This is a genomic window from Gloeothece verrucosa PCC 7822 (genome assembly GCF_000147335.1).
In the GTDB taxonomy this organism is placed as follows: Bacteria; Cyanobacteriota; Cyanobacteriia; order Cyanobacteriales; family Microcystaceae; genus Gloeothece; species Gloeothece verrucosa.
The window spans coordinates 4,899,481-4,919,946 of record NC_014501.1 but is presented as its reverse complement, the minus strand read 5'-3'; the positions used below and the strand labels follow the sequence as shown (position 1 = coordinate 4,919,946).

The following is a 20,466-nucleotide window of genomic DNA, read 5'->3' as shown; positions in this document are numbered from 1 at the left end:
AATTAAAAGATAAAGAACTAAAAATAATCCTCATGGTTACTGCTGCACCCGCAAAAACCGAATACGAAGCAGTTATCGGTTTAGAGACTCACTGTCAACTCAATACCAAGAGTAAGATTTTCTGTAATTGTTCCACTGAGTTTGACACTCCACCCAATACTAATGTCTGTCCTATTTGCTTAGGGTATCCTGGTGTTTTACCCGTACTCAATTTAGAGGTTCTCGCATCGGCGGTGAAATTGGGGTTAGCCATTAATGGAACTATTGCCCCCTATAGCAAATTTGACCGTAAACAATACTTTTATCCCGATCTGCCCAAAAACTACCAAATCTCTCAATATGACTTGCCGATCGTCGAACATGGCGCGTTAGAAATCGAAGTGGTAGACAAGGAAACCAAAGAAGTTTACCGCAAAACCATCGGTATTACTCGCCTACACATGGAAGAAGATGCGGGTAAATTAGTTCATGCAGGTAGTGATCGTCTCTCGGGTTCGACTTACTCGTTAGTGGATTTTAACCGCACCGGTGTACCCCTATTAGAAATCGTCTCAGAACCGGACTTGAGAACCGGACAAGAAGCCGCCGAATATGCCCAAGAATTACGCCGCTTAGTGCGTTATTTAGGCATCGGTGACGGAAATATGCAAGAGGGTTCTCTGCGTTGTGATGTCAATATTTCTGTACGACGCAAGGGAGAAAGCAAATTTGGCACTAAGGTAGAAATTAAGAATATGAACTCTTTTAGTGCCATTCAAAAAGCGATCGAATATGAAATTGATCGCCAAATTGAAGCGATCGAAAATGGTGAACCTATCCGCTTAGAAACTCGTCTGTGGGAAGAAGCCAAACAACGCACGGTTAGTATGCGTTCAAAAGAAGGGGCGAGTGATTATCGTTACTTTCCAGAACCGGATTTACCGCCGCTTGAAGTTAGCGCCGAACAACTCGAAGAATGGAAAGCACAAATTCCTGAACTTCCTGCCCAAAAACGTCATCGTTATGAGGAGGAATTAGGGTTATCCGCTTATGATGCGCGAGTTTTAACCGATGAAAGAGAAGTCGCTGAGTATTTTGAAACGGCGGTTGCTTCTGGCGCTAATGCTAAGTTAGTGGCGAATTGGGTGACTCAAGATATTGCGGCTTATCTCAATAATAATAAACTCAAGATCACTGACATTGCTCTTAAGCCTGAAGGGTTAGGGGAGTTGGTTAACTTGATTGAAAAAGGAACCATTAGCGGCAAAATTGCTAAGGATATTTTACCTGAGTTGTTAACGGATGGCGGTTCTCCTAAAGCGTTAGTGGAGAAAAAAGGATTGATCCAAATTTCTGATACTAAAGAGTTGGAGAAAATCATTGATGAAGTGATTGCTAGTCATCCTCAAGAACTGGAAAAATACCGCAGTGGTAAGAAAAATCTGAAAGGTTTCTTTGTCGGACAAGTTCTTAAGAAAACAGGAGGCCGGGCAGATCCTAAGTTAACCAATCAGTTGATTGATAAAAAGTTAGAAGCTTGATTGTTAATAAAGTGCCTACACCCTGAAGGGTGGGGCTATACGAACGAAGCCTGCCTACGCAGGCTTTAATATTTGTCCTAAAAGTAATACCAAATCCGGGTTACTTACCCCTTTTATCAATTAGCCCGCCTACGCGGGCTTTGTTTGTTGAGCCAGCCCCTTCAGGGTGAGGGATTAAAGAGGGGTAATTAAGTCGGATTCAGTATAACACCCCATTTTTGTGATTCTAAACCAACGCCCTGAACCTGTGAAGGGGCAGCGCGCTTGGGAGTGAAGAATCTCTCTTTACCTTCTTGCGTAGAAGTTTTTAGGGTCAGTTGAGGGATTAAAAATTAGCTATTGGCGATTATATCATTGATGGCATTAAATGCTTGTGAGGGATCATCGGGAAGAATAAATATTCCTCTTAATGGATAACCGTTTTTGACGACAGTAATTCCTGGGAAAGGTGGATATACACGAGGTGCAATAACACTCCCGTAGAGGAATCCATTCTGTTCAACGCTGCCTACCGCAAGTTGGTATTTATCACCATAAGTCTTTTCAACTTCTGATTTTAACTTAGCTTTGACATTTTCAGCGTCAGGGTAAATATCTGAAACCAAAAGTACAACCGTAGTCTTGTCAGAGTTCAATACTTCGCTTTCAATATTGTCCGGATTAACAGTTATCCAATTAGCCGCCAGCGCTGGAGATGTCAAAAACATCAAGGTACTTACAAATACAACCAAAAACACTGATATTAATCGTCGTCCGATTTTAGCAATACTTTTCATGATTTCCTTTAGGTGCGCGGAAAACTCCTTGAATAACTTAACATGACAGAAAAAGAGACACAAGGACAGTTAAGACAGTTAAGATATTTATGCCAATCTTTAGTAAAATTTAAAAATTATGTTTTAAAAATTCCATTGTTTTCTAAAAATCATCCTCCAAAAGTAATAAATAAATTCGCTTTAGTTAAAAAATATTAATATAATGCCGTGACTTTAATATTTTACTCTTAAGTATCTTTTTTGTTGTAACTGTCTTAACTGTCTCTTGAATTTTTTCTTAACTGTCTTAACTGTCTTAACTGTCTTAACTGTCCTAACTGTCCTGAGAAGCCGCTCAATAGTTTGAAACGGCTGTCGCTTTCGGAGCAAATGCTAAATTAGTAGGGTAGGCATTACCCACCTGATAAATTAACTATCAAGATTTATGATTGAAACAATAATTCGTGAACAATATAATCAGATGGCGCAGATATATGACCAACGCTGGAAGAATTATATTAGTAAAACCTTAAGTTTTCTCAAAAATTGGGCCGAGATTTCGTCAGATCAAGTTGTCCTTGACCTTGGCTGTGGTACAGGAGAGTTTGAGCGATTATTATTAACTGAAAATCCCGAGCAAAAAATTATTGGCATAGATATTTCTGAAGAAATGCTCGTTAAAGCTAAATACAAATGTCAGGGTTATCCTAATGTTTCATTTCAGCAAGCGAGTGTATCCAGTTTACCTTTTAATACTCATACCTTTGATGTTATTGTATCGGCTAGTGCTTTTCATTATTTTGAGCATCCTGAAACTGCAATTCAAGAAATAAAACGAGTTTTAAAACCCGACGGTAAGGTGGTTATTTTAGATTGGTGTAAAGATTATTTATTGATGCAATTTCTAGATTTTGGGTTAAAATTTGTTGACCCTGCTTACAAAAAATGTTATACTGAAAATGAGTTTCATTATTTACTTACATCTGGGCAATTTAATATTAAGCGTTCTACTAAATTTAATATTGATCTATGGTGGCAAATGATGATAGTTGCGGCTACCCCAGAAAATTAGTATTCTCGTAGGGTAGGCACAAGCTTAACAATTATCTTCAAAAAGAAGTATATTAATAGTGCCCACCATCTTTTAACTTAGCGGCGATGAATTGTAAAGGTTTCGCTCTTGTATTCATAATATTTTTTCTTGTTTAAATTGAGCTAGTTCTGCTAGTTCTTGCCGCAGTCCTTGACCAATATAAAATTTAAGTAAGGCTTCGAGAGACATATCACGACTTTGGGCAATTTTTTTGAGGGAGTCAAGAGTATCTTTAGGAATCTCTAGTAAAATGCTTTCTTTTGGGCGAGGATGTAAGTGTAAATTGTATTCTTCTTCAGGCTTGTTCATATATAAATTAAGCTTATTGATTAAGTTTCTCTCTAAAAATCCTTTCCATTTCTTGATCGGATAAATCAGGCGGATATCCTTGGTTAGCATCTAATTTACTCAATTTTTCAAAGAAAAATGACCAAGCTTCATCATCGGTTCGATGAGTGAGTAAATGTTCTTTGAGTTCTTTTCTTGTCATGACTTCATAATCGGGTTTCATTAACCATAAACCTCTTTTTTATTAATTTTCTTTTTCTATCATTTGACGGAATGCTTCCTCTGCTTGACGGATATTTTCTTCTATAGGTTGACCTTCTTCGGTAAACATGGGCGGCATTGTCACATATTTAAGCGTCGGATGATGAAATAAGGCGCGAATAGCTTCATCATCATTTCGGTGTTCTAAAACATACGCCCGCAGTTCAGAGACAGTCATTTCTGTAAAGTTAGGTTTCATTGTAGAAATTTCTACTCTTCTAGCTATCTTGAGAATCATTGACAGATTGCTGTTTTTTCTCTGCCCATTCTTGCCATTTTTCTGCTATCTTTTGAGAGCTTTGGTTAAAGCTACGGATTTTTTCTTGGGTTACTTTGGCTAGTTCTGCTAATTCTTCTAATTGAGCGAGTTTTTGCTGTTCTAGAGAAGGTTGAGTCATGATCATTCATTCTCTTTTTTATTTATTTGATGTTCAACGTAAGAACGAAGTACAGAATTCATTAATGATTGATATCCTTTTCCCTGATTTTTAAACCACTCCAAAACATCACTATCAACCCTAAGAGAGATGGCTTTTTTGGTGATAGGTTTAACTAATTTTGCATTTTCCCAGAACTGATCATCTAATTCGGGAATGTCTGAGGTATCAATTGATTCATCGGGAATATTCTTAATTTCTTGTAAACGTTTCGCTCTTGTATTCATAATATTTTTTTTGTTGCTAAATTCCCCTCAAACTCTACAGGTTTAGTGATATCCCAATAATCCGTTAAACTGTATAAAAATTAAGCTTGTTGATTGAGTTTTTCTCTAAAAATCCTTTCCATTTCTTGATCGGATAAATCAGGCGGATATCCTTGGTTAGGATCTAATTCACTCAATTTTTCAAAGAAAAATGACCAAGCTTCTTCATCGGTTCGATGAGTGAGTAAATGTTCTTTGAGTTCTTTTCTGGTCATATTTTTATAATCTGGTTTCATCATCTATGAACCTCCATAATCCATTAGCATAAATAACTATTTGTAGTTCTTCATTATTCGGATTTTTGGCTAAGATAAAAACTGTTTTATAAGTTTGATCGTAACGGAAAATATGTATAGTGCGGTATAGATTTGACAACATTTGACAAACTCGTACACAACTAAAAGCTTGTTCTACTGTCGGCAATTGTCCTCCTTGTGCATATTGCTTTTTAATTTAGCATTAATTTAATATTACTGTAGTAGGCTTCGGTCTTACTCCCCCTACCTCTCTAACCGCCAGATTTTGATAGTCTTGTCATAACTCCCACTGACAAGAGTCTGACCATCGGGACTGATAGCGACAGATAAAACCCAGTTGGAATGACCAGTAAGGGTACGTTTTAATTGTCCTGTAGCTAAGTCCCAGATCTTAATAGTCTTGTCATCACTCCCACTGACAAGAGTCTGACCATCGGGACTGATTGCGACAGAAATAACCGCGTCGGAATGACCAGTAAGGGTACGTTTTAATTGTCCTGTAGCTAAATCCCAGATCTTAATAGTCTTGTCATCACTCCCACTGACAAGAGTCTGACCATCGGGACTGATAGCTACAGAAATAACCGCGTCGGAATGACCAGTAAGGGTACGTTTTAATTGTCCTGTAGCTAAATCCCAGATCTTAATAGTCTTGTCATCACTCCCACTGACAAGAGTCTGACCATCAGGACTGATAGCTACAGGGTAAACCTCGTTGGAATGACCAGTAAGGGTACGTTTTAATTGTCCTGTAGCTAAGTCCCAGATCTTAATAGTCTTGTCATCACTCCCACTGACAAGAGTCTGACCATCGGGACTGATTGCGACAGAGTTAACGTAGTCGGAATGACCAGTAAGGGTACGTTTTAATTGTCCTGTAGCTAAATCCCAGATCTTAATAGTCTTGTCATCACTCCCACTGACAAGAGTCTGACCATCGGGACTGATTGCGACAGAGTTAACGTAGTCGGAATGACCAGTAAGGGTACGTTTTAATTGTCCTGTAGCTAAATCCCAGATATGAATAGTCTGGTCCCCACTCCCACTGACAAGAGTCTGACCATCGGGACTGATTGCGACAGAGATAACCCAGGAGGAATGACCAGTAAGGGTTTTTTGCAACAACCAACTACTCGGTAGGTTAGTAATTAAAAATACTGGATTTGATGGAAACTTTTTATGGCGAATATATCCATAAGCTTGAGTTTCTAATAATCCTATTAATAAAATGCCAGCACCCAATAATTTATTTTCTCGCTTTTCAGAAATAATTTGCTTACCACCAAAAAATATTGTAATTGCTAATAGTGAAATCAATCCCCATTCTGGTAAGTTTGCTTGTGGCCTTTTCTTGTATTTTGCGGGTTTAGGGGGTGAAAAAGGCTGAGACTTCTGTTTTAGTGCTTCATCAGGTAAAGAAGGCTGAGTTTGAGCCGCTTTAGGAAGTGGCGGCGGATACAATTGATTTTCAATCTCTCTTAACCCTTGTAAAATTGCCCCCGTATCCTTCGGACGGTCTTTCGCTAACCGTTGCATCAACTGATCCAAAAAATCCACTAACAAAGGGGATATATTAGGGACTGCACCCCTCCACTCTAAATCACCTGTATCAAGGTTATAAAAGTCTAGAGGGGGCTTATTCGTCAACAAATGAACAAAACTTCGTCCAATGGCAAAAAAATCCGATTTATGAACTGTATATCCTTGTACTTGTTCTGGTGGGGCATATCCAGGGGTATAAACTTCCGTCCCTGGTTTTTTGGGTTGGGAACTCATCACCGTTGCGGTAGCTGCCTTTACCGTACCAAAATCAATTAAAACCAACTGCCCATCAGACCGTAACATGATATTAGCCGGCTTAATATCTCGATGCAAAAAGCCTTGTGTATGTACCTGATGTAAAATCTCTGCAATTTCTATCAACCATTTTAGGGCTAATTTTTGAGGTATCGCTTGTCCTCGCTTTTCTAAATAAGTTGCTAAATCTTCCCCTTCTATTTTCTCCATCACAATGCAATGTATCGGGTCTTGGCTGCCTCTGGGATAATATTCAAAATATCCATCTGCTTCTACTTTGGGAATACCTGGATGATTGAGTTTTTGTAATACTTCCGCTTCCTGTTTAAATAATCTCAAAGCAATGGGATTATTCATAATTAAGACTTTTAAAACTTTCAGGGTGTCTCCTTCTGCCACCTCGTAAGTTTTGCCAAAACCGCCGCCGCCTAATTCCCGACAAACTCTATATAATCCCTGTAGCAGTAATTCCGACCCGCAAGACCGACAAAACAAATGCTTGTCATCATTTTCGGGTTTTAGACAGTTAGGGTTTATGCACAGCCGCATAGAGAAGATATTTAATATAAATAAAAGCTATCTTCAATTTTAAGTAACTTTTTGGGATTAGTCCAGTATCTTGTTTAAAAAGCGCTTTTGGTCAAAGCAAAGGTTTCATCCGAATTCTCTCAGGCTCTACTACTGTAAAATATCCATACCAGTCACTACGACTTTCTAACACCCTTAAAACAATTTCAGTCAATCTTACTGGTTCAAAAGGCGGCAAACGAAATAAAATGATTCCAGAAGATGCTGGCAATCCAAGACGAAAAGCAAGTTCTCCAAAATCCTTGTCAAAGGTTACAATAATACGCTGTTCTCTTTGAGCCATTGCCAAAATAGCTGTGTCGCTACTTCCAGGAAAATCCGTTCTGATCTAGAGAACATCATAATCTTTTTGCCGTAGAACTTCTACAACTTTTTTAGGAAAATTTTCATCCGCTAATATACGCATTTTCTAAGCTTTAAGCGGATAAACCCGTTCATTTTTTAAAGCATCTCTAGCATAGCTCAAACAAGCTTTAATATCCTCCTGAGTAATCCCTGGATAATTTTCTAGAATGTCATTTTCTGACCAGCTTTGAGCGAGTAAATCAAGAATAAATTCAACAGAAAGACGAGTTCCTTTAATAACAGGTTTCCCGACTAAAATATCTGGGTCAATAACAATGCGTCCTTGCCAATTCATTTTTTTTTGTTAATTCTAAGATATTTAATGTTATAATTTGAGTCTACAATAAAATGGCAGTGATGTAGCCGCGCTTCTCACAAATTCAAGAGGAAAGCTTAATGTTACAAAGTTATGAAGCAATTTATGAAAACGGTCAGGTGAAATGGTTAGGAGAGCAACCGCAAGTCAAATCAGCCCGCATTATTGTAACTATTTTAGAAGAAACAGAAGCACCTTTAAAGCGTCGGACAGTTTCCCCTTCAATTGCTGGTAAAGGAAAAACTTTGGGCGATCTCGTTAGTCCTATTGTCGATGAGCAAGATTAATTATATTTTATAGCTTTGCTAGGCAAGCCCACAAAGGCAAACTCTAAAGTTAACATAAACGATCGCTTCCCTCCCCAAAAACTCTTGATATAATCGGCTTTTGGACAAAACAGAAGGGTTACATAGATGACAGATTGGCAGCAGATAAGCGGTGGCGTAACCGCCCCAAAAGGATTTAAAGCCGCAGGCATCACAGCCGGATTAAAACCGTCGAAAACCCCCGATTTAGCCTTAATATTTTCAGAAACCGAAGCGATAGCCGGAGGGGTCTTTACCACCAGTGAAGTGAGAGCCGCTTGTGTGGACTACTGTCGCCAGCGACTACAGGCGAAAGCCAGTGCCAGAGCGGTTTTAGTCAACGCCGGCCAAGCCAACGCCGCCACCGGCGAATTAGGCTGGCAAGATGCCCTTTTAAGCGCGGAATTAGTCGCCGCTCAATTAAATGTTGCCCCTGAATCTATTTTGCTTGCCTCCACTGGGGTGATCGGAAAACGTATTCGCATGGATGCACTCAAAGCGGGAATCCCCAACCTCGTGGCGGCTCTTTCGGAAGACGGGGGAGAAGCCGCTTCAAAAGCGATTATCACGACCGATTTAGTCCCGAAAACCATCGCCCTAGAAACCACAATCGATGGTCGTCCGGTAAGAATTGGGGGGATGGCCAAAGGTTCAGGTATGATTCACCCCAATATGGCCACCATGTTAAGCTTTATCACCTGTGATGGGATGGTGGCGACTCACCTGTGGCAAGAAATGTTAACCCGGGCAGTGAATCAAAGCTTTAATCAAATTACCGTAGACGGAGATACCAGTACCAATGATACCGTAATCGCCCTAGCTAACGGACAATCTCGCACAGCCGCCATCACAGAAATGGGCAAAGCCGCGCAAAAATTAGAAGCGATGTTAACCGAAGTCTGTCAGTATTTAGCTAAAGCGATCGCCCGAGATGGAGAGGGAGCCACCTGTTTAGTCGAAGTGCAGGTAAGCGGCGCATCAGATAACGAGTCTGCCCGGCGCATCGCCAGAACGATCGCCGGTTCATCTTTAGTCAAATCAGCCATTTTTGGACGGGACCCCAACTGGGGAAGAATCGCCGCCGCAGCCGGCAGGGCAGGAGTTTCCTTTCATCAGGAAGACTTGCGGATTAGTTTAGGAGAGTTTCTGATGATGGATAATGGGCAGCCTTTAGAGTATGACCGTCAAGCGGCTAGTAATTATCTCAAAAAAGCAGCAGAAGGCGCTTATTTAAAGGAAGATACTGTATTAATTTCTGTTTGTCTTGGCAATGGTTCCGGAACGGGTACAGCTTGGGGATGTGATTTGAGTTATGACTATGTGAAAATTAACGCAGAATATACAACCTAATTAGGAATTTAGTGATTACAGATTAATTAATTTCCTTGAGATTTTGTTCTGTAGCTACCACTTCATTATTTTGCACTTGGGGGGTTTTTCCGGTTAAAAAATCCACAGTCCCAAAAAGAAGGCGTGCCCAAACGACAACAGTGGCTATAATAATAAAGGATTTTAAGTGTCTGTAAGTCATAGCTTTCAGGTGGCTTAAAGTGAGGATCGATATTTCTAGTAATAACAAGCACAACCATAAAGCCACCTCACCAAACTTGATGAAGATTAACTCACCCACTCAGGTGAAGTCAAAGCACTAACCAGTAAACAGCCAATGATTTATCAGTAATGACTAGAGCAATCTGTTTTCAAGCTGATCTATATCAGATAGAATCTACTTATGAATAAGTAGAAATGATTGTTACCGAAGAGATTACTGTAGATTGTTATAAGTTAGATGATTTCTATAGCAGGAGTAGATTAATGGCTAAGTCCATTATTTCCCGTAGACAATACCGAAAGTTAAAACATTGGTTATTTGCCAAAGAACGTAGCGAAACGGGAAAACATCATCAAAAGCATCCCTGGTGGGAAGTTATGTGCTTAACAGGGGTTGATTATTTTTCCACCTTGGGTTATCAACCCGGAATTGCCGCCTTAGCTGCCGGGGCACTTTCTCCTTTTGCTACCTTAGTGTTAGTGTTATTAACGCTGTTTGGAGCTTTACCGATATATCGACAAGTGGCCAGCACAAGTCCTCATGGTGAAGGCTCTATTGCCATGCTAGAACACCTTTTGCCTTGGTGGCAGGGGAAGATTTTTGTACTGTGTTTACTGGGGTTTGTGGCAACGGATTTTATTATTACCATTACCCTTTCTGCGGCTGACGCGACGGCCCATATCATTGAAAATCCTTTTATGCCGGCTTTTATTCATGACCAAACCATTAGCATAACGCTTTTTTTAATTTTATTGCTCGCGGCTGTATTTCTCAAAGGATTTAAAGAAGCAATTTCCATAGCAGTTATTTTAGTTACTGTTTATTTATCATTAAACTTAATCACCATTAGCACCGGAATTTATCATATTCTTCAAAATCCTTCGGTAATTGGTAACTGGCAGACGGCACTCTTTACCGGCTATCAAAATCCTCTAGCAATGGTGGGGTGGTCGGTTTTTCTCTTTCCTAAGTTAGCGTTAGGATTATCCGGTTTTGAAACGGGTGTCGTGGTGATGCCCTTGGTTAAAGGTTATAAACAAGACACAGAAGAAAATCCCCGAGGACGCATTAAGAATACTTATACACTACTGACGACTGCCGCAGTGATTATGAGCTTCTTTTTACTGACGAGTAGTTTAGTCACAACGGTATTGATTCCGGCTGCTGAGTTTCAAGACGGCGGAAAAGCGAGTGGACGCGCCCTTGCTTACTTAGCTCATGAGTATTTAGGGAATGGTTTTGGAACTATTTATGATATAAGTACCATTTTGATTTTATGGTTTGCCGGAGCATCCGCGATGGCCGGGCTATTAAATATAGTTCCTCGCTATCTGCCTCGTTATGGGATGGCTCCCAACTGGACACTGGCTACCCGTCCTCTAGTTTTAATTTATACCCTTGTCGCTTTTGTCGTCACCCTGATTTTTAGAGCCGATGTAGAGGCCCAAGGGGGTGCTTATGCTACTGGGGTGCTGGTGTTGATGAGTTCTGCCGCTTTTGCGGTAACTTTATTAGCCCGCAGTCGCGGAGGGCGCAAGTCTTTTTTAGCTTTCGGGCTAATTACTTTGGTGTTTATATACACCACCATTATTAATATCATTGAAAGACCCGAAGGGATTCGCATTGCGGCTTTTTTCATTGCGGCTATTATTGTTACTTCGCTGATTTCGCGAGTTTGGCGGTCCACTGAACTACGAGTAGAAAAAATTGAGATTGATGATGTCGCGCGTGAATTTTTGGCACAAGAAAGTCAGGGTATAGTCAGATTAATTGCTCATCGTATTAATAGAGGTGATGAACGGGAGTATGCTTTAAAAGAAAGAAAAGTTCGAGAAGACCATCATATTCCCCCCACAGACCCGATTTTATTCTTAGAAATTGAAATCTTAGATGCCTCAGAATTCGCGAATTTTATTTGGCTTAGAGGAGTAGAAGTCGGCCCCTACCGCATTTTACGCGCTCGCAGTGCGGCAGTTCCTAATGCGATTGCGGCTATTTTATTATACATTCGCGACCAAACCGGTAAGCTACCTCATGCTTATTTTGGTTGGGTAGAAGGTAATCCGGTGCAATATTTGCTCCGTTTTATTCTCTTTGGTGAGGGGGATATTGCTGTGGTGACTCGTGAAGTCCTTCGTAAGGCCGAGAAAAATCCTCAACGTCGTCCGGTTATTCATGTGGGCGGGTGAAGCTTTCAGTTTTTTCTTTGGGCTATATATAGACTTAGGCCCAGAAAAATTCATGGCTGCCCCAAAATAAAACCGAAAAATAGCAGTAGAAGTTAAGAGTTTTCTAGCCGCCTCTGCTATTTCTAAATTTTATCAAGAGTAAAGTCTTGAATGGAAGTCAATCAATATCGAGAAATCATTCAAAAGTTATTCAAAGAAAATGCCAGTCATCGCTCAAATCAAATTGAATCCCAAACAGTTTTTGATTTAGCTTTCTAAATATTATACCTAGCCAATGCCTCTTGATAGATAGGAATAATATGATTATCAGCAATTGTTCCTTTATTAAGAGTAAAGTAAATAGGTTCACCGATATGATGGTAATCGAGGTCGGGAAGTAGTGCAGGAATTAGAGTAGGTTTTGCTTGTTCTAAAGACTTAGCAGTAGTATTATCAGTATTTTCTGATTTTAAATCGACGCTGGCTAAAGGAACTGTAGGAACAATATCCTCACTATTGGCAATCCGAAAACACTCTAGTCCGTTAAAATTTTGAGCAAATATTCTACCTCCTGCTCTAGGATTAGCAAAAGCATAAAGAATAGGAGGATTGTTAAAAAACTTCATTTCTTTTATATGAAGTGTGGCTAAAGTGGCTAAAGCGCCTCCTAAGCTATGGCCTGTAACATATACTTGAGTATCTGGGGAACATTTTCTGAGAGCATTTTCTATATCTTCTCTAATTGAAGGGAAGTCACCTTTATTACTAAAAGGATCTCTTCCAATATTGTGACGAGTATAAATTTTATAAAATCCTCGATGAACTTTGCCTAAACCCTCTTGCTCTAAAAAATATTTGCTGCCCGGCTTAAACTGAAAATTCGTAATCCATTCTGCCGGTGTCATTGTCCCTCGAAACACTACGAAAATTTCATTATTTTTTTGAGCAACAAATCCAAAAGGAACTTCTTCTTGGATTGCCTCCATTAACTTGTCAATATCTTCTAATAAAATCCTTTGAAGACTCCAGAAATATTGATCAAAACCAAAACGTTGAATAACTTTATATTTACTTGTACTGTTTGCCTGGGAAATTTGGATGTCTTGATAATCATTATGCCAAGCCCACTGGTGATTACTTTCAGCGTTATCAAATTCATGATGAGCTTGTTCCACTAATAACAAAAGTTCTCTAGCACGCTTAATATCAAATGTAGAGTTGGGTGGCACTGATAACATAAATATTAATTCCTCGAGTTCTATTTACAAATGTTTACCTATTTTTTTAGGCTGATACAAATTTTAAAATTGACCTGTGAGTGCTTTTAAGCCTAGCCGCCTATCAAAACCGTCGGACAACCGCCTGTAATAGTATTTGTCGGCCCAAGCGCTTCTAAAATTGTATCTCCCTGACGACAAGCCGGTAAATTATTGATCCAAACTGTTGTACTACCATTAATCACTACACCCGGACCATGAGGCGGAATCGGTAAAGGGGTACTACAAGTATGAATATCTGCTCCGGCTGCGGCACCGGTAATCATAGAAGACATAGTAGCCGATGCAGTGGCTTTGGTGGTTTCTTCTGCGGCTTTAGCAGCCGGAAGTCCTGGGGTGCCTGCGGCGGCGGCGGTGGCGGCTTCTGCTGTTTTTATAGCAATATCTGAGGTTTGTTTAGCGGCTTGCAGTGCGGGTACAGCCGCCACTAAAATTCCTCGCCAGGCCGGTAAACCCCCAATCAATACAGTCGGACTACCCGGCCCACCAGTTAACACAGGGGGAAGGGGATGAGCAACGGTATCGGTGATTCTTGCGGCTGGTTTACCCATAATTTACCTCATAATTTCTTTAATAATCTTGTTTCTGATTAATTTTACCAATTTCTTTGACCCAACGCTGACGTTCCCAATGGTCTAAACTCATAATATCTTCTAAAGTCCAGTGGAAATGATAAGCGACAAATGCTACCTCTTCATACAATTTATTTGAAGGGTAGCTTAAGACTCCCCCGATAAAGCTAATTCTACTTTAAAGGCTTGACTACAATGGGGACATTGCACCGGAATTAGGGTGCTTTTATGTTGGTTAATACGGTTATAAAATTCTCGTAAATAGGCTAAGTCTACAACGGTTAAGTCTTCTAATAGTTGAGGTGTAACGGTTGATAAACTCCCTAAACGAGTAATCACCTGTGACAAATATATTAAAACACTATAAGCCGGATTTTCTTGCACTTGGGGATGTTGTAGCACCAATATTTCATCTTTAGCGGTGGCTAGACGCATTTTTCCTTGACGATGAACTCTTCCCTTCGTATCCATTAATCCTTTGGGAAGGGTAAAGTCATATTCTGTCATTAATGGCGGTTTTTTAGTCATTAGTTATTAGTTATTAGTCATTAGTTATTAGTCATTATTCATTGGTCATTAGTCATTAGTTATTAGTCATTAGTTATTAGTTATTAGTCATTAGTTATTAGTTATTAGTCATTAGTTATTAAGTACCTGGACATAAATAAAGCACTCTATATTAAGAAATGTAAAAACCTCCGTATGCGCCTGTTCCCTGTTCCCTGTTCCCTGTTCCCTTGTCAAACTTAGTTATTAAATCTCTTCCTCTGAAGACTTTCGAGTGGCGGCTTGATTTTCTTTAGGTTCATCCAGTTCATTAATATGGCGATAAAACTGCTGTAAATAGTTTAAATCAGCCGCAAAAAAATTTTCAATCACTGCCGGAGTAATTTCTTCTAATGCCCCTAAACGAATAATTACCCGCGAAAGAATCAACACTGTGGCATAAGCCGGATTCGCTTTGACTCGAGGGTCTTTCAGTGGCGCAATTTCATCAATGGCCCGAGATAAACGCATCACCCCCTTACGATGTAAATTGCCGGATTCGTCTAAATACCCTTTAGGTAAAGTAAATTCAAATTCTGTTTGTAACATAATCAGTTAACAGTAAACCGTAAACCCTTAACAATTTACTGAATGCGCTTAAATTGTTCACAAGCTAACTCTAATTCTTCAATTTCTATGTCATTATTCCCCGAACTAACATCAGTAATGGTATAATTACTAGGCCAAGCCCGTTGAAATTCAAAACGCGCTTGAACTTTACTCGCTTGGTCATAAATCGTTAAAGAACCATCCCGTCTTTCTTTAGCCCAATTGCCGCTCTGAACATCCTCAAACCATTTCCAAAGCGTTTTTGAAGCTGTCATCCCTCGCCGTAATACTAAATTATTTGTTTTAATATTGCCAGGTAATTTAGTTCGAACCAGTTGGCCGGGTTTCTTATCTTTTCCCCAAATATTAGGGGTCACTTCGCAAATTTCGATCACTTCCTGGCTACATTTAAATCCTTTGCAGTCCATAAAAATTCCATCCACTGCATCGTTAGAGTCTTTTAATTTTAACTCTAAATAAAATCGACAAGTAGTGAGAATTTCTAGTTCAGGCATGGCTATTTTCCCTTATGTTTTTGCTAAGAGGAAATGGGGAAAGGGTTAGGGAGAATAAAAAAACAATACCTTGAACACCCTTTTCCCAACTTGGCAAGGCTATTGTACTCGTTTAATTCCTTCATGAACGAGGGTAATGGTTTCATTGGCTACATCACTAGCACCGGCCTCAAGTTTGGGACCTTCATATTTAGTCGGATATGAATTCTGTAATTCCCATCGAGCTTTCATGGCTCCACCTTGATCGTAGACTGAAACCGAAGCGGCTTTACGGTTGCTCTGCCAATTGGATTGACCGCCCTCATTTTTGTTGCAGTCTTCGTACCATTTATAAAGGTCTTTATTGGTAGTAGCAACCACTTTAACAGTAACCGGGCTAAATTTTACCCGCGTAGGTGCGGCTTGACGTAAGTTTTTCGCATTTTTGGTTGAACCTAAAACTTTATCGCCCCCTGCGGAGGGACATTCGCTAGTTAGTCCACTCACTTCCAGAATCATTTTGTCAGTCAGTCCATCAGCTTCAAAATAAAACCTACAACCAACCAATAATTCATCATCTGCCATAGTTTCACTCCTGATTAGATCAAACTTAGATTAATTACAAAAACGGTTTATTCTCCATCATTTCCGGTCCATTGAGAAATCCGGAAAATCACGAATTCAGCCGGACGGACAGGACAAACGCCGACTTCTACATAAAGACGACCAAGAATCATGGTGTCTGGTGTATTGAGTTCAGCGTCGCACTTAACATAAAAAGCCTGTTCCGGAGTTAGCCCATACAAGGCCCCTTCTCGCCAAATTCGCTCTAAAAAGTTAGATACGGTTCGTCTGACACGGGCCCATAAGTCTTCGTCGTTGGGTTCAAAAACTACCCACTGAGTCCCTAACTCGATGGATTTTTCGATATAGCTGATCAAACGACGCACGCTGATATAACGCCATTCGGTTTTATCGGGTTCTACTAACGTTCTCGCGCCCCAAATTCTAATGCCTCGGTTCGGGAATTTACGAAGACAGTTAATTCCTCTGGGGTTTAATAGTTCTTGTTCGCGGAAATTCGTCTCATAAGCTAACCCAATAACCCCTCTAGGCACTTCGTTAGCGGGTGCTTTATACACGCCTCGGGTTTCATCGGTGCGGGACCACACGCCCATAACATGACCACAAGGCGGCACTAAAATGGGTTGTCCTCCATTGCGGGGGTTAGCCACTTTAATCCAAGGATAATATAGTGCCCCGAACATGGAGCGGCGACCAAATTCATCTAGCCATTGCACCATTTCTTGCGGTTTCGGTTTATCGGGTGGGCTATCTAAAACAATCATGCGGTTAGGTGGGTTGGGAGTATCTCCTGATAAGGACCCCTCACACATACTGAGCATTAGTTCCATGACTGCATGAACTTGATCGATGTTCATCAGCCCGGCTTCGTAAGCTCGCCAAACATCTGGACAAGCTAACATATTGACTTCATCTATTTCAAAGATGCCTCGTACCCCTGTGCGATCATCTTGAACCCCTTCTAGGTCGCGGCTAAACCGTTCTGGACGAGAAACCACTGGTGGCGCTGTGACGCTATACTGACCATTGGCGGGCCGTCGGGCTAAGGGGCGACCCACTTCAGAGATATCGGTAATTTGTAAAAATCGAGATTCTTGTAAAGCAGTGACAACATAAGTAGCGACTTGGGGTTGAGCTTGAGCATCCATTGTCAGGTGTTCAAATTGCTCTAGGATTTCATTACCTTGTTTGACCACGAGGCTGAAATATTCGCCGGTATTGGGCGGCGGTTCTCCTTCTGTGCCTTCAGGAAGCGCTCTGGGCCCACTATCTCGAATTTCCAGGGTAACTGAGCCGCCACTCGCTCTTTCTGGACGTAGAGCAAACCGCAATGAAGGACGCAGACGACTACGGGTTTGAATTTCTAAGCCGCTTTGCCGGGCGGCGGGAGTCGTACCGGGTAAATGAGTTCCGACACTGGTGATCCAACACCGTCCGCCGCCATTGAGGAAAAATCCATAGACAGCAAAGGGCAAATAGGCGTTAAAGTCGGTAAAGCCATCCGAGTTAGGACGGGCAAAGTATTGTAGATACTGTGTCCAAGTGGTCACTAACATGGGTTTAAACAGTTCTGCCCCATTTCTGATATCTTCGGTAAAGCCGACAAATGCAGCAACATTGGTCGGTACTCCTTCGATGGGGCGACTACCTCGGTCTATTTCTTCTACATAAACACCAGGTGCAAAATAGTCTAGTCTAGGCATAGGATGTATTCCTTATGATCATCAGGTGAATCCTGTTTCTTGCTGATTATCCGGATATTCAGATAAGGGATTTTCACAATAAATAGGAAAAGGGGTTTTAATGGTAATGTAAAGGGCCGGTTGTAAGGGAAGTTTCAGGGCATTCCATAATGCCGGTACATCAGGGATGAAGGAGGCAACTCTAATAGATAAATCCCCATAACCTTGTAGCTCTGGGGCTAAACTGTTTTCTTTGACGGTTGAATGAGAAAGCAGCAACTGGATCACTTCTGATAACAAACGCTGTTGACCCAAGTTTGTCCAGTCCCAAGGGATGATCATATAAGACAAATCAAACCAGAAAACTGAGGCATTGGTTCGGGTTTGCCGTAGCTTATTGCTATGACCATCTTTTTCTCCTCTCTCAATGGCCGTTAAGTCACCTTCATCATCACTCTTGCGTAAGTCGTATAAATATAGGCTTAAGGCCGGTCTAACGTCTTCGCGCTTACTCGGATGACTCAAATCAATTTGCACGGTGCTGAGTAGGGAAGAATCTCTCGTCAGCAGGTCTGCTAAGGTTTGAGCAACAGCAGTGATCATTGAATCTAGAAGAGATGCACTTCTTTAAGTTAAAAGTTTTTGAATTTAAAGACTATTAGACTAAGGTCTGGATTTTTCCAAATCTAAAATTATTCTTAAATTTTTATGGCTATTGTTTAAAGTTCCTCTTCTGTTTGGTTAAGTGTTGCCGCTTTGATATTAAATATTTTTAAAATAGTTTAATTTATTTTAAGAAGTTCGGAGTGATCACTTAGGTATCTTCCCAGAGCTATGTTATAGTGGAACAAAAAGTTAGAGTGATTAGTTGTATTTATGTTTAACTGAGTAATCTAACTAAATAATTTTATGAACCATCGCCTTTCAGGGGAAACTACATCCCATTTTAAATTAGTCAATTTCAATTTTTTTTTAGAGTTACAGTTTAAACAGCTATCAGAAGAAATACCTATTGTTTTTGCTCTTTTAGTTTATCAAGATTGCCCAAAAAAATCAACCGCTTTTTTTGCCCGCGAATTTCACTCATTTGAAATTTCTTCAGAAGAGATAAGTCTTTTTAGTTCGGAGCTTGATGTGCAAAATTTGGGGGCTTTTTTTAAAGTGACTCAGATGGGAGAATATGAAAGTAAATATATTTATTTTTGTCCTCTGAGCCAAAAAAACTTTATCACGGATTATTTATTTTTTTTGAGTGAGACTATCCTCTCTCGGACTGAGGAAGAGTCTATAGAAATTCATGCCCAAATTATTCAAGAATATTTAAATTTATATCAGGTTTATCATCAACAAAATGAGGAAATTAAATCGCTAGAACATTTAATACATAAAATAGGGCATGAACTCCGCAATCCTTTATCGTTAATCAGTCTTATGGCTGAGAATCTTCGGCTAAGTTTAGCTGAAAGTCAGCAAAAACAGGTGGTTTCACTGCAAGAAACTATTACTAACTTAAACCAAAATTTAAATCAATTAATAGATTGCAGTAAACGAGCTAGATTAAAACTCGAATTGTGCGATTTAAGGTATATTGTTCGGAAAAGTATTCAAAGTCTGAATCCGATAGTAGAATCAAAAGCAGTCAGCTTACAATATCCACAAGACAAAGAAGCTATTATTGCTGTAGATTATTTACAAATTCAACAAGTTTTTGGGAATCTGTTCAGTAATGCGATTTATTTTAGTCCCGTCGGCGGAAAAATTCTCTGTAATTGGCAATTTTTTCAAAAAGAAATTATAGTCACTATTACCGATCAAGGACAAGGATTATCTCCTCAAGATTTAAAAAATATTTTTACTCCTTTTTATTCTCGTCGTCCCGGAGGAACGGGTTTAGGGTTAACCATTGTTCAAAAAATTATTATGGATCATGGCGGCAGAATTTGGGCTGAAAATCTTGTTTTAGGAGGAACGAAATTTACCTTTACGTTACCTCGTTAAAATCCATCTAATTCTCAGGAGATATTATTTATGTTTGGTCAACCCTATATTTCTACGGTATTAGTCGATGATGAATCTCTCTTTCGGGAAAATCTGAAAACTTTACTTAAACTGTATAGTTCGAGTGGAGTCATGAATTTGACGGTGATTGGTGAAACAGACTCGGCGGCAAAAGCGATCAATTTAGTCAATCGATACCATCCTCATTTAATGTTACTAGACCTTGAACTTGAACAGGAAAGTGGGCTTGATATTTTAAAATATTTACAAACCTTACACTCTTCAATAATTACGCTGGTTCTTTCTGCTCATCAAGAAGACAATTTAATTTTTGAGGCGATGCAATCTGGAGCTAAAGGCTATATTTTTAAGATGAATATAGTTCAGCAGCTTGGAGAAGCCATCAACACGGTTATGAATGACAAAGTTTATTTTCCTCCTGAAGTCGCTACCCAATTTTTTCACTATTTTAATACCTGTTCAGAACCCTTAGTTAATGCTGAAAAAAAAATCGATTTAACGCGGCGAGAAAAAGAAGTTTTGCAATATCTTATTAAAGGACTATCCAATGAACAAATTGCCCAACAACTCTATATTACAGTAGCTACAGTCAAAGCCCATCTGACGGCTATTTTTAATAAACTGGGCGTGAAAAACCGTACTCAGGCTATAGTGGCCGCGATGAAAGTGCATCAAGTGTCAGCTAATCTGACCAGTTTAAGTTAAAAATATGCCTTTTGCCTAATTTTAACCTTTTTCTTAATCGGGTTTTAAACAAGCATTGTTAGTGTAACTTGTGTACAATTACTTAAAAG

Annotated in this window: 27 protein-coding genes and 1 pseudogene; 7 read left to right on the top strand and 21 right to left on the bottom strand. The window is 39.9% G+C overall.

The annotated features are described in order from the left end of the window. Window positions 1-32: 32 nt before the first annotated feature. Window positions 33-1,520, top strand: a complete 1,488-nt coding sequence (gene gatB / locus CYAN7822_RS21945; protein WP_013324449.1) for an Asp-tRNA(Asn)/Glu-tRNA(Gln) amidotransferase subunit GatB — start codon at window positions 33-35, stop codon at window positions 1,518-1,520. Between the two features lie 332 nt (window positions 1,521-1,852). Here gatB and CYAN7822_RS21940 read toward each other — a convergent pair whose 3' ends face one another. Next, window positions 1,853-2,296, bottom strand: coding sequence for a hypothetical protein (locus CYAN7822_RS21940; protein ID WP_013324448.1), 444 nt, complete (start codon window positions 2,294-2,296; stop codon window positions 1,853-1,855). 424 nt (window positions 2,297-2,720) lie between these two features. Here CYAN7822_RS21940 and CYAN7822_RS21935 point away from each other — a divergent pair, with 424 nt between their 5' ends. Continuing rightward, entirely contained in the window at window positions 2,721-3,347 is a 627-nt protein-coding gene (locus tag CYAN7822_RS21935) for a class I SAM-dependent methyltransferase (RefSeq protein ID WP_013324447.1), read from the top strand. A 114-nt stretch (window positions 3,348-3,461) separates the two neighbouring features. Here CYAN7822_RS21935 and CYAN7822_RS21930 read toward each other — a convergent pair whose 3' ends face one another. The 10 genes and pseudogenes from CYAN7822_RS21930 to CYAN7822_RS21885 all read right to left on the bottom strand — a co-directional run bounded on the left by CYAN7822_RS21930 (window position 3,462) and on the right by CYAN7822_RS21885 (window position 7,902). Further along, window positions 3,462-3,677, bottom strand: coding sequence for a hypothetical protein (locus tag CYAN7822_RS21930; RefSeq protein ID WP_013324446.1), 216 nt, complete (start codon window positions 3,675-3,677; stop codon window positions 3,462-3,464). A gap of 13 nt (window positions 3,678-3,690) precedes the next feature. Continuing rightward, the gene (locus CYAN7822_RS21925) at window positions 3,691-3,879 is read right to left on the bottom strand and encodes a DUF6887 family protein (protein ID WP_013324445.1); all 189 of its coding nucleotides are present in this window, start codon (window positions 3,877-3,879) and stop codon (window positions 3,691-3,693) included. 21 nt (window positions 3,880-3,900) lie between these two features. Continuing rightward, on the bottom strand, window positions 3,901-4,116 hold the full coding sequence (locus tag CYAN7822_RS21920; RefSeq protein WP_041933347.1) for a DUF6887 family protein: 216 nt from the start codon (window positions 4,114-4,116) through the stop codon (window positions 3,901-3,903). 19 nt (window positions 4,117-4,135) lie between these two features. Next, window positions 4,136-4,315: a hypothetical protein gene (locus CYAN7822_RS21915; protein WP_041933346.1), complete on the bottom strand. Its 180-nt coding sequence runs from the start codon at window positions 4,313-4,315 to the stop codon at window positions 4,136-4,138. Between the two features lie 2 nt (window positions 4,316-4,317). Beyond that, window positions 4,318-4,581, bottom strand: coding sequence for a BrnA antitoxin family protein (locus CYAN7822_RS21910; RefSeq protein WP_013324442.1), 264 nt, complete (start codon window positions 4,579-4,581; stop codon window positions 4,318-4,320). An 80-nt stretch (window positions 4,582-4,661) separates the two neighbouring features. Then, window positions 4,662-4,835, bottom strand: a complete 174-nt coding sequence (locus CYAN7822_RS21905) for a DUF6887 family protein (RefSeq protein ID WP_245602617.1) — start codon at window positions 4,833-4,835, stop codon at window positions 4,662-4,664. A 4-nt stretch (window positions 4,836-4,839) separates the two neighbouring features. Continuing rightward, window positions 4,840-5,043 (bottom strand): DUF6888 family protein, encoded by a 204-nt coding sequence (locus CYAN7822_RS21900; RefSeq protein ID WP_013324440.1) that lies wholly within the window; start codon window positions 5,041-5,043, stop codon window positions 4,840-4,842. A gap of 77 nt (window positions 5,044-5,120) precedes the next feature. Beyond that, window positions 5,121-7,223, bottom strand: coding sequence for a serine/threonine-protein kinase (locus tag CYAN7822_RS21895; RefSeq protein ID WP_013324439.1), 2,103 nt, complete (start codon window positions 7,221-7,223; stop codon window positions 5,121-5,123). 91 nt (window positions 7,224-7,314) lie between these two features. Beyond that, window positions 7,315-7,668: pseudogene (locus tag CYAN7822_RS21890) on the bottom strand (DUF5615 family PIN-like protein). A 3-nt stretch (window positions 7,669-7,671) separates the two neighbouring features. Continuing rightward, entirely contained in the window at window positions 7,672-7,902 is a 231-nt protein-coding gene (locus CYAN7822_RS21885) for a DUF433 domain-containing protein (protein ID WP_013324438.1), read from the bottom strand. 101 nt (window positions 7,903-8,003) lie between these two features. On the opposite strand from CYAN7822_RS21885, the gene CYAN7822_RS21880 reads away from it, so the two are divergent. Continuing rightward, window positions 8,004-8,210 (top strand): hypothetical protein, encoded by a 207-nt coding sequence (locus tag CYAN7822_RS21880; protein WP_013324437.1) that lies wholly within the window; start codon window positions 8,004-8,006, stop codon window positions 8,208-8,210. Between the two features lie 126 nt (window positions 8,211-8,336). Next, a complete protein-coding gene (gene argJ, locus CYAN7822_RS21875; RefSeq protein WP_013324436.1) occupies window positions 8,337-9,578 on the top strand; it encodes a bifunctional ornithine acetyltransferase/N-acetylglutamate synthase in 1,242 nt (413 codons plus the stop codon). Window positions 9,579-9,600: 22 nt separating this feature from the next. On the opposite strand, the gene CYAN7822_RS38710 is transcribed toward argJ, so the two are convergent. Further along, window positions 9,601-9,759 (bottom strand): hypothetical protein, encoded by a 159-nt coding sequence (locus tag CYAN7822_RS38710; RefSeq protein ID WP_013324435.1) that lies wholly within the window; start codon window positions 9,757-9,759, stop codon window positions 9,601-9,603. A gap of 284 nt (window positions 9,760-10,043) precedes the next feature. Here CYAN7822_RS38710 and CYAN7822_RS21865 point away from each other — a divergent pair, with 284 nt between their 5' ends. After that, entirely contained in the window at window positions 10,044-11,969 is a 1,926-nt protein-coding gene (locus CYAN7822_RS21865; RefSeq protein WP_013324434.1) for an APC family permease, read from the top strand. Window positions 11,970-12,223: 254 nt separating this feature from the next. Here the strand turns inward: CYAN7822_RS21865 and CYAN7822_RS21860 are convergent, their stop codons facing one another. The 9 genes from CYAN7822_RS21860 to CYAN7822_RS21825 all read right to left on the bottom strand — a co-directional run bounded on the left by CYAN7822_RS21860 (window position 12,224) and on the right by CYAN7822_RS21825 (window position 18,256). Continuing rightward, on the bottom strand, window positions 12,224-13,186 hold the full coding sequence (locus CYAN7822_RS21860) for a lipase family protein (RefSeq protein ID WP_013324433.1): 963 nt from the start codon (window positions 13,184-13,186) through the stop codon (window positions 12,224-12,226). A gap of 92 nt (window positions 13,187-13,278) precedes the next feature. Continuing rightward, complete coding sequence (locus CYAN7822_RS36920; RefSeq protein ID WP_013324432.1) at window positions 13,279-13,776, bottom strand: PAAR domain-containing protein; 498 nt, start codon at window positions 13,774-13,776, stop codon at window positions 13,279-13,281. A gap of 19 nt (window positions 13,777-13,795) precedes the next feature. After that, a complete protein-coding gene (locus CYAN7822_RS40210) occupies window positions 13,796-13,927 on the bottom strand; it encodes a DUF6760 family protein (protein WP_280989047.1) in 132 nt (43 codons plus the stop codon). 17 nt (window positions 13,928-13,944) lie between these two features. Next, on the bottom strand, window positions 13,945-14,325 hold the full coding sequence (locus tag CYAN7822_RS21850) for a phage tail assembly protein (RefSeq protein WP_013324430.1): 381 nt from the start codon (window positions 14,323-14,325) through the stop codon (window positions 13,945-13,947). A 225-nt stretch (window positions 14,326-14,550) separates the two neighbouring features. Beyond that, window positions 14,551-14,892 (bottom strand): hypothetical protein, encoded by a 342-nt coding sequence (locus CYAN7822_RS21845; RefSeq protein WP_013324429.1) that lies wholly within the window; start codon window positions 14,890-14,892, stop codon window positions 14,551-14,553. Between the two features lie 35 nt (window positions 14,893-14,927). Then, window positions 14,928-15,407: a phage tail protein gene (locus tag CYAN7822_RS21840; RefSeq protein ID WP_013324428.1), complete on the bottom strand. Its 480-nt coding sequence runs from the start codon at window positions 15,405-15,407 to the stop codon at window positions 14,928-14,930. Between the two features lie 99 nt (window positions 15,408-15,506). Continuing rightward, a complete protein-coding gene (locus CYAN7822_RS21835) occupies window positions 15,507-15,971 on the bottom strand; it encodes a phage tail protein (RefSeq protein ID WP_013324427.1) in 465 nt (154 codons plus the stop codon). A 47-nt stretch (window positions 15,972-16,018) separates the two neighbouring features. Continuing rightward, a complete protein-coding gene (locus tag CYAN7822_RS21830; protein WP_013324426.1) occupies window positions 16,019-17,674 on the bottom strand; it encodes a phage tail sheath family protein in 1,656 nt (551 codons plus the stop codon). A gap of 21 nt (window positions 17,675-17,695) precedes the next feature. Beyond that, window positions 17,696-18,256 carry a Pvc16 family protein gene (locus CYAN7822_RS21825; RefSeq protein ID WP_013324425.1) on the bottom strand — a complete coding sequence of 187 codons (561 nt, stop codon included), beginning with the start codon at window positions 18,254-18,256 and terminating at the stop codon, window positions 17,696-17,698. Window positions 18,257-18,562: 306 nt separating this feature from the next. On the opposite strand from CYAN7822_RS21825, the gene CYAN7822_RS21820 reads away from it, so the two are divergent. Both CYAN7822_RS21820 and CYAN7822_RS21815 read left to right on the top strand, forming a co-directional pair. Next, entirely contained in the window at window positions 18,563-19,651 is a 1,089-nt protein-coding gene (locus CYAN7822_RS21820; RefSeq protein WP_013324424.1) for a sensor histidine kinase, read from the top strand. Between the two features lie 30 nt (window positions 19,652-19,681). After that, on the top strand, window positions 19,682-20,377 hold the full coding sequence (locus CYAN7822_RS21815; RefSeq protein ID WP_013324423.1) for a LuxR C-terminal-related transcriptional regulator: 696 nt from the start codon (window positions 19,682-19,684) through the stop codon (window positions 20,375-20,377). Window positions 20,378-20,466 lie beyond the last annotated feature (89 nt).